The sequence below is a fragment of the Mixta sp. genome (assembly GCF_024610815.1).
In the GTDB taxonomy this organism is placed as follows: Bacteria; Pseudomonadota; Gammaproteobacteria; order Enterobacterales; family Enterobacteriaceae; genus Mixta; species Mixta calida.
In genome coordinates this window covers 1-8,443 of sequence record NZ_JANION010000061.1, presented here as the reverse complement: position 1 = coordinate 8,443, position 8,443 = coordinate 1, and the positions used below count along the sequence as shown (strand labels likewise).

The 8,443-nt window shown below is 60.4% G+C and carries 5 protein-coding genes; 4 read left to right on the top strand and 1 reads right to left on the bottom strand.

Annotated elements, in window-relative coordinates:
• Positions 1-186, bottom strand: a 186-nt coding sequence (locus MYY08_RS03760) for a hypothetical protein (protein WP_288013268.1), incomplete at its 3' end; no start/stop codon positions are given.
• A 22-nt stretch (positions 187-208) separates the two neighbouring features.
• Between MYY08_RS03760 and MYY08_RS03755 the strand changes: the two genes are divergently transcribed.
• From MYY08_RS03755 to MYY08_RS03740, 4 genes are all read left to right on the top strand, one after another.
• Positions 209-3,361: a hypothetical protein gene (locus MYY08_RS03755; protein WP_288013265.1), complete on the top strand. Its 3,153-nt coding sequence runs from the start codon at positions 209-211 to the stop codon at positions 3,359-3,361.
• Between the two features lie 287 nt (positions 3,362-3,648).
• A complete protein-coding gene (locus MYY08_RS03750) occupies positions 3,649-5,004 on the top strand; it encodes a TolC family outer membrane protein (RefSeq protein WP_288013263.1) in 1,356 nt (451 codons plus the stop codon).
• A gap of 35 nt (positions 5,005-5,039) precedes the next feature.
• Positions 5,040-7,172 (top strand): type I secretion system permease/ATPase, encoded by a 2,133-nt coding sequence (locus MYY08_RS03745; RefSeq protein ID WP_038625145.1) that lies wholly within the window; start codon positions 5,040-5,042, stop codon positions 7,170-7,172.
• Complete coding sequence (locus MYY08_RS03740) at positions 7,169-8,338, top strand: beta-barrel domain-containing protein (RefSeq protein WP_038625147.1); 1,170 nt, start codon at positions 7,169-7,171, stop codon at positions 8,336-8,338. The genes MYY08_RS03745 and MYY08_RS03740 overlap by 4 nt, the downstream gene beginning before the upstream one ends.
• The last annotated feature ends 105 nt before the right edge of the window (positions 8,339-8,443 follow it).

Here is an 8,443-nt window from a genome sequence, read left to right as displayed (position 1 = left end):
CTTTATATCTGGTCGCATATGACGGTAACTAACCGTTTTTAGGTAATGTTTCATTGCCTGGTTATTGGGCTGATTCAGCTCTGGTGCGCGCCAATCCTCCCTTTCAGGTTTTGAAAGGATAAATAAAGCTGTGCAATTCATCCCGGCTGCGGCCGCAGGGTGCGTCTGTCCACGGCAATTTTTCATCTGGCGCCACAGGAGATTTATTATGGCCAACACCACCGATCGTCAGCGGCTCGCCGCTGCGCTTCCTTTTTCTGACGCTACCCTGGTGACCCGTCTCGCGGCTGAAACGGATACCGCCTCGTCGCACGCGGCGACGACATCCTTATCCAGCTATCAACAGGATGACGCCCCGACGCGCGCGGCGGCGGCAGCGGACGAGACGATCACCATCAACCCGATCTCCATCGATAACACCATCGGCTATTACGAGCATGGCAACGCCACCGTGGTGTCCGGCTATGTGCGCCAGGGTAATCCAGGCGACACCGTTACCGTCACCCTGCACGGCAAAAGCTACAGCGGCACGCTGGGCAATGATGCGATGTGGTACGTTACCGTGCCGGAAAGCGATATCGCGCAAATCCCCAACGGCAAAGTGACCGTTAACGCCTCTCATATCGACAGTACGGGCGTGGCGCACGAGGCCACCAGCCAGATTAACCTGTTGGCGGGCACCGCAAGTCCGTCAGTGCCGACGCTGTTTCTTAACAAGGTGACCGGCGACGATGTGCTGAGCGCCGTCGAACGCGGCGGCGATCTGCTGATTTCCGGCTGGGGCCGCAATATCGGCGAAGGGTATGAGGTCACGGTAACGCTGAACGGCCATCAGTATCACGCCACCACCACCAAAGACAGCCGCTGGACCATCAGCGTGCCGCAGGAAGATGTGCAGGCGCTGCCGGAAGGAAAGATCACGCTGCTGGCTTCGCTCGGCCATGAGGCGCGCGTCGCAGAGGTGGCGAAAACCCTGACGCTGAATAACGAGGGCGCGGGCAAGGCGTCGCCGTCGCTGGAGATTGATACCGTATCCGCAGATGACACCATTAGCCTCTATGAAATCGGCGCCACGACTTTCCTTACCGGCCATGCCAGCAACATTCCGGCAGGCAGTCGCATTAAGCTGACCATTGCGGATAAAGTCTTTTATGGCGAAGTGACCAGCGACGGCGTCTGGAGCGTCAAAGTCGGACAGCTGTATAACGCCAAAAACGCCAATTCCACCCATGCGGTCGTCAGCTGGCAGGACAGCGACGGCAATGAGGTGGCCGCCAGTCGTGAAATCCATCTGGTGCCTTCAAGCTACCCTTATAAATATCCGATGGCGTTTCAGATCGATACCATCAGCGTTGACGGCAAGGTCGATGCGCAGGAAGGGCGCAGCGATCTGATTATCACCGGCTCGAAATTCTCCGGTGAAAACCTTGGCTTCGGCGAGACGGTTTACGTCACGCTTAACGGCAAAACCTATACCGGCGTGGTGGAAGGCGGCAATTATGATAACCACTGGCAGATTACCGTGCCCGCCAGCGATGTACAGGCGCTGCCGCCCGGCAGCTATACGGTGATCGCCTCGATTAACGCCACGCTGAACACGGGCGAAAGCGTGAACAGCACCCAGACCAAGACTTTTACCGTACTGGACCCCGATCTGGCGTTTAATCCGATCTCAGTCAACAACGCCATCACGAATAATGAGCACGGCAACGCTACGGTCATTTCCGGCTACGCGTATCAGGGAACGCCAGGCGACACCGTGTTGATCACCCTGCATGGAAAAACCTACAGCGGTACGCTGGGTAACGACGGTATGTGGGCCGTCACCGTGCCGGAAAGCGATATCGCCGCCATTCCCGGCGGCAAAGTGACGGTCACCGCCGATCATACCGACAGCGCGGGCGTGGATCATCACGTCAGCACCCAGTTTACGTTAACCAACAGCAGCAATAAGGTACCGACGCTGGCGGTGAATAAAGTCACCGGCGATGACGTGCTGAGCGCCGTCGAGCGCGGCGGCGAACTGCTGATTTCCGGCTGGGGCCGCTATATCGACAGCGGACATGAGGTGCAGGTGATGCTGAACGGCCACACCTACAGCACCAAAACCACCACCGACAGCCGCTGGGTGATTACCGTGCCGAAGGAAAATGTACAGGCGCTGCCGGACGGCCAGATTACGCTGATCGCCACCGCGTTCTACGGTGGGGCGAAGGAAGTGGCGCAGGTGGCGAAAACCCTGACGCTGAACCATAACGGCGAAGGCAACGAAACGCCGGTGTTAACCATCGATACGATTTCCGGCGACAACAACGTGGATGATGGTGAAATCGCGGCGCCTTTCTATATTACCGGGCAGGCTACCGGCATTCCGGCGGACAGTACGGTGAAATTGACCGCCGGGGACAAGGTGTTTTTCGGCACCGTTACCAGCGAGGGCGTCTGGAGCGTCAATGTTCCCGATCTGTTTAGCGTCAAAAACGGCACCACGACCCATATTACCATCAGCTACCAGGATCAGGACGGCAATCAGTTTGCCGCTACGCGCGTGATTAAAACGGCGGCGGGCAGCTATCCCTATCATTATCCCATGATGTTTGAATTTGATCCGATCAGCGGCGACAACCATCTCAGCGGCGCGGAAAAGCATAGCGATCTGATTATCAGTTCCTCCCGCTCCTCCGGCGAGGGTCTGGGCATTGGCTCAACGGTGTACGTTACGCTGAACGGCAAAACCTACACCTCTGTCGTTGAGGCGGGCGAAGATGGGCAGGGCTACGATAACCACTGGCAGGTCACCGTGCCCGCCAGCGATGTGGAGGCGCTCGGGCCCGGCAGCTATACCGTCGTCGCCACGATGAGCGACTGGCTGAGCTGGAGCGGCTCGAATGTGACCCAGGTGCAGGCGAAGATTATTACCGTGGATGCCGATGGCGCGATGACCTTTAGCGATGTTCAGTCGACGCAGAGTCATGACGCCTCCGACGCGCTGGCCATGCACGCGGCAACGTTGACCGCCACGGAAACCGTGGGCGTTGACGATGGCGCCCAGCCGCTGGATACGGCGTCGCTCGGTCTGCACAGCGCCAGCCAGCCCTCGCTTGCCGCGCTGGTGGATCGCTTAACCGCCACCGATGCTGACGCCCAGAGCAGAACAGATACGCAGGCAACCACCGGCGCAGAAACCTCAGGCCATAATGAGGAAACGGCGCTGCCGCCCGCTCCGGCGGATATGTGGCACGGCGTGACCGCTGTCGGCTACAGCACGGCGCAAAGCGAGGATGCCGCTCACCATGCGCCGACCACGGAAAATGCGCTGGCCGAGCTGCTGCAACAGCAGCATTTACAGCCGGTAGTCTGATAATAATGTTTAGTTCGTTTTAATATTCAAGTAATGTTACAAAGTTGTTTTTTTTAATGACTTAGGCGGCCTTGTGCTGCCTTTGTCCTTTAACTGGCGCCTTTATACCAGTTAGTGAGAATGTGATTTATACCGCAAAATAGCTGACGGCAAAATTACGCAACTGATTAATAAAATGAATGGAATTCGGTAATGATTCGTGATGTTATTTTACCGGATATGAGTATCGCACGAGGGAACGGGTCCCGCCTCACGCGTACGAATAATAAAAAGGTTGATCGAGCTGCATGCGTAAACTCCTTGTTTCTCTTTGCCTGAGCGCCGCGTGGGGCTGCGCGGGGCATGTCGCCTGGGCCGTGTCAGAGCCTAAAGCCGAATTTAACTGGCGCGCCGCGCCCACTGAAGAGCAGATCGCCACGCTGACCCTGCGCGACGCCATCCTGCGCGCCTTCGCCCGTAACCCGCAGATCGCGCAGGCCGCCGCGCAGATTAACGTCGGCGAGGCGGAGCTGGACGCGGCGAAAAGCGCCTGGTATCCGCAGATTTCGCTACAGGGCACCGGCGGACGTTCGCATCAGACCGACTCCGCCGGCAGCCTCAACAACAGCGCCTCCGGCGGCGTCACGCTGAGCCAGCTGCTCTACGACTTTGGCCGCACCAGCGGCGCCATCAATGAACAGCATGCGCTGTCGGATGCTTACCGTTTCGCCCTGTTCGACACCATGACCACCGTCGCCGCCGATACGTTGCAGACCTATCTGGAAGTCAAACGCTATCAGGCGCTGGTGGCGTCGGCGCGCAAAAACATCGCCTCGCTGGAGCATGTGCGCGAAATCGCAACGCTACGCGCCGACGCCGGACTGAATTCCCAATCCGACGTGCTGCAGGCGGGCACGCGTCTGGCCGGTATGCGCGCCACGCTGGAGCAGTACCGCGCCCAGCAGCGCTCCGCCCAGGCGCAGCTCACCGTGCTGACCGGCGTGGTTTCCGACAACCTGCCGGAGCTGCCGGAAACGCTGCTGCAACAGCAGATAACGCTGGACAAGATCGCCTATGAAAAGAGCGCGGCGGTGCGCAGCGCGCAGGCGAGACAGGAGGCGGCGCGCGAGCGTATCAACCAGGCGGCGTCGAATCACTGGCCGACAATTAAGGTTGAGGCGGGGCGCACTCGCTATGAAAACGACGCTCGTTCTTACTGGGACGACGAACTGCAGCTGCGGGTAGAGGCGCCCATCTACCAGGGCGGGCTGGTCAACGCCAAAACCCGTTCGGCGGAGGCGGAACGCGAGGCGGCGCAGGCGGAGATTCAGCGCGCCAAGCTCGATATCAACCAGCACGCCTCCACCGCCTACGCCGATATGATCGGCGCGCAGCAGCGCCAGCAGGCAGGCGAAGCGCAGCTGGAAAGCGCGGAGCATACCCGCTCGGTCTACGCTGACGAATACCGGCTCAGCAAACGCAGCCTGAACGACCTGCTCAGCGTCGAGCAGGATGTGTTTCAGGCCGACAGCATGCGCATCAGCGCGCTCTACGACGGCTGGAACGCCACGGTGCGCTATGCCGCGGCGGTAGATAATCTGCTCGACATGATGGGCATCGATCGTGAAAAGAACAGCGGCGATCTGCTTCCTTCATTGCAGTAGGACGCGGGCGATAAAAAATGAATAAGGCAGCTACTATGACAACCTCGACCGAAAACTGGATTGCGGCGATGCTGCGGGTCGCCGCCCGCTTCGGCAAGCCCGCTGACGGAAAAACGCTGCGCCAGCAGATGCGCTGGTTTGAGCATCTGGCGCCGGAACAGCAGCTGGAGCGTCTGGCGGGTCTGCTGGGCCTGCACCTGACCATGACGCCGCGTGAAAAGCTGCGCTGGCGTCAGGAGGTGACGCCGGTGATCCTGCTGCTGGAGAACGGCAGCGTGGCGGTAGTGGAAGGGATCGACGCCGACGGACGCGCGCGCTACTGGCTGAGCGAAGGCGGCGACGTGGTGCGCGAAAGCGAACTGGCCGGGCTGCTGGCGCAGGCGCAGGGGCAGGTGGCGGTGCCCGGCGTGGCGGCGCGCGGCCGCGACGCACGCATCGATGAGTTCGTACGGCCTTACGAACAGCACTGGTTCTGGAAAAACTTTCGCGGCATGGGACGGCGCATCGCAGAGATCTCTCTTGCCTCGGTGGTCGGCAACGTGCTGGCGCTGGCGGGCATCCTGTTCTCGATGCAGATCTACGACCGCGTGATCCCGGCGCAGTCGGAGCCGACGCTTTGGGTGCTGTTCGTCGGCGTGCTGATCGCCGCGGCGGTTGAGTACCTGATCCGGCTAATGCGCACCCAGGTCTCCGATCTGATGGGCAAGCGCATCGATCTGAAAGTCTCGTCGATGCTTTTTGCGCGCGCGATGAATATCCGCAACGAGGCGCGGCCAAAATCGACCGGCTCTTTTATCTCCCAGCTGCGCGAGATCGACCAGGTGCGCGAGCTGCTCACCTCGACCACCGTCGGCGCGGCGGCGGATATCCCTTTTATTATTCTGTTCCTGTTCATTATGGGCTTTATCGGCGGGCCGCTGGTGATTATCCCGCTGCTGGCGATCCCGCTGATCGTCATCCCCGGCCTGCTGGTGCAGATCCCGATGGCGCGGCTGGCGAAAGAGGGGCTGCGCGAAGGCGCGCTGCGCAACGCGGTGCTGGTGGAAACCATCGAGGGCGTCGAAGACATCAAGGCGCTGCAGGCGGAACCCTATTTTCAGCGGCAGTGGGAGCAGACGCACGAGGTCAGCGCCGCCATCGGCATGAAACAGCGCCTGTGGGGCGCGCGGCTCACCGGCTGGGCTTCCTCGGTGCAGCAGCTGACCTACGCCGGAATGCTGGTGTTCGGCACCTATCTGGTGCTGGCGGGCGATATCACCACCGGTACGCTGGTGGCGAGCAGCCTGCTCTCCTCGCGCACCATCGCGCCGCTGATGCAGCTGACAATGATCTTTTCGCGCTGGCAGCACGCCAAAAGCGCCATGACCGGTCTCGACGAGCTGCTGAAAAAGCCGCTCGACCAGCCGGAGGCGGCGGAAATGGCGCACTGTCCGACGCTGACCGGCCATTACGATCTGCGCAACGTGCAGTACACCTATGACGATGAGAATGTCAAAAACGTGCTGAACATCGCGCAGTTGCAGATCAAGCCGGGCGAGCGCATCGCGCTGCTGGGCAAGGTGGGCGCCGGCAAATCGACGCTGCTGAAGCTGCTGGCAGGGCAGGCGAAGGCGTCGCAGGGCAAGGTGATCGTCGACGGCGTCGATATCAGCCGCATCGACCCGGTCGATCTGCGGCGGCAGCTCGGCTGGCTGTCGCAGGATTCGCGGCTCTTTTTCGGCACGCTGCGCCAGAACCTGATGCTGGGCAACCCGCACGCCAGCGAGCAGGAGATGTTGCAGGCGCTGCGCGTCAGCGGGGCGCTGAGCCTGGTGCAGCAGGACGCCGCCAGCCTCGATCGCATTATCAACGAAGGCGGACGCGGGCTGTCGGGCGGACAGCGGCAGATGGTGCTGCTGAGCCGCATGATCCTGCGTCAGCCGCAGGTGGTGCTGCTGGATGAGCCGACCGCCTCGATGGATGAGCAGCTGGAGGAGCATGTGATTCGGCAGATGAAAAGCTGGCTGAGCGGCCGCACGCTGGTGCTGGTCACGCACCGTCCGGCGCTGCTGAAGCTGGTGGACAGGATCGTGGTGATGGATAACGGGCGTATTGTGGCGGACGGCCCGCGCGATGACATACTGCGCGCCGCCGGCGCGGTAAAACCGACGAAAGGAGACGCGGCATGAGCCAGGTGACGGTAGAACGCGAACTGAAAAAGCGCGAACGCAATACGTCGCTGATTATCTGGATCTGCAGCGCGGCGCTGTTGATTTTTCTGGTGTGGGCGCACTTCGCCGTTCTCGATGAGGTGACGGTCGGCACTGGCAAGGTCACGCCTTCGACGCGCGCGCAGGTGATCGAGAGTCTGGACGGCGGCATCGTCAACCAGCTTAACGTGCATGAAGGGGATATTGTCGCCAAAGGACAGATTCTGGCGCGCCTCGATCCGACGCGCTTTCAGTCCAACTTCGGCGAGGCGCAGGCGAAAGTGCGCACGTTGCGCGCTTCGGCGGAGCGGCTGCGCGCCGAGCTGACCGGCGCGCCGTTGCAGTTCAGCGCCGACACCTTACAGGAGCCGGAGCTGGTGGCGCGCGAAACGCAGCTGTTTGAGTCGCGGCGGCGCAACCTGCTGGAAACCGTCAGCAACCTGCAACAGTCGCTGAAGCTGGTACAGGCCGAACTGCGTATGACTGAACCGCTGGTGGCGAAGGGCGCGGCGGGGGAGGTGGAGGTGATCCGCCTGCGTCGTCAGGTCAGCGAGCTGCGCGGCAAAATCGATGAGGCGCGCAATGAATATGCGGTGCGCGCGCGCGAAGAACAGGTGAAAAACAACGCCGAGCTGGACGCGCAGCTGCAGGTGCTGACCGGTAAAGAGGATCAGCTGACGCGCGCCACGCTCTACTCGCCGGTGCGCGGCATCGTTAAGGATATACAGATCACCACGGTCGGCGGCGTGCTGCAACCGGGCGGCAAGCTGATGGAAATTGTGCCGCTGGAAGATCAGCTGCTGATCGAGACGCGCATTAACCCGCGCGATATTGCTTATATCCGTCCCGGTCTGCCGGCGGTGGTGAAGATCACCGCCTATGACGCCTCTATCTATGGCGATCTGCAGGGTGAAGTGGAAACCGTATCACCTGATACGTTGCAGGATGAGGTGAAACGCGATCAGTACTATTATCGCGTCTATGTGCGTACGCAAAAAGCGGAGCTGGTTAATCGCGCCGGACGTAAATTCCCGATTGTGCCAGGCATGGTGGCGAACGTGGAAATTAAAACCGGGCAGAAGTCGGTGATGGATTATTTGATTAAGCCGCTGAATAAAGTGAAAGAGGCAATGCGCGAACGTTAATTCAGGTGATTAACTTTACAAAAAATGACAATATAGCGGGAAATAAAAAAAACCGGACAATCAATGTCCGGCTGAAAATAAGGGTAAAACAGCTCATTCGGGGTG